1 protein-coding gene is annotated in these 794 nt (G+C 64.1%); it reads right to left on the bottom strand.

What is annotated here, in order from left to right:
* Positions 1–794 (bottom strand): VCBS domain-containing protein (locus VSR71_RS35000; RefSeq protein WP_342917906.1); only part of this gene is annotated, 794 nt, incomplete at both ends.

Genomic DNA, 794 nt, shown 5'->3' with positions numbered 1-794 from the left:
CCGTCAGCGAATCGCTGACCTGTTGCCCTGCGGTCAGCGCATCGGCCTTGCTGTTATCGAGCGTGTAGGTCCAGGCCCCGGTGTTGCTGTCGAAGGTGAAGGTGCCGTAGTGACCGGCAAGGCTGTCCGGAGGCACGGCAGCAAAGTGCGCCTCACCGGTATCGACATCGCTGACCGTCAGCGTGCCGCTGGCCGATGCATCACCGGCAACAGCGTTGGCCAGTTCCCCAGCCTCCGTCACCGACGTATCTTCGCTGGTCGATGCCGTGATGGTGGCATGATCGTTGGCGCCGGTGATATTGACAGTGATGGTCTGCTGTGCGGTCTGGTCCGCCGACACCACCGTCAGCGAATCGCTGACCTGTTGCCCTGCGGTCAGCGCATCGGCCTTGCTGTTATCGAGCGTGTAGGTCCAGGCCCCGGTGTTGCTGTCGAAGGTGAAGGTGCCGTAGTGACCGGCAAGGCTGTCTGGCGGCACGGCAGCGAAGTGCGCTTCACCGGTATCGACATCGCTGACCGTCAGCGTGCCGCTGGCGAAGGCATCGCCTGCCGTGCCATTGGCCACGCCGCCCGCCTCCGCCACCGATGCATCCTCACTGGCCGACGCCGTGATGGTGGCATGATCGTTGGCGCCGGTGATATTGACGGTGATGGTCTGCTGCGCGGTCTGGTCCGCTGACACCACCGTCAGCGAATCGCTGACCTGTTGCCCTGCGGTCAGCGCATCGGCCTTGCTGTTATCGAGCGTGTAGGTCCAGGCCCCGGTGTTGCTGTCGAAGGTGAAGGTGCCGTAG

The organism is Cupriavidus oxalaticus (genome assembly GCF_038900635.1).
In the GTDB taxonomy this organism is placed as follows: Bacteria; Pseudomonadota; Gammaproteobacteria; order Burkholderiales; family Burkholderiaceae; genus Cupriavidus; species Cupriavidus oxalaticus_B.
Note: the sequence above shows the minus strand (reverse complement) of the source record. Positions and strands in the feature narration are given on the sequence as shown.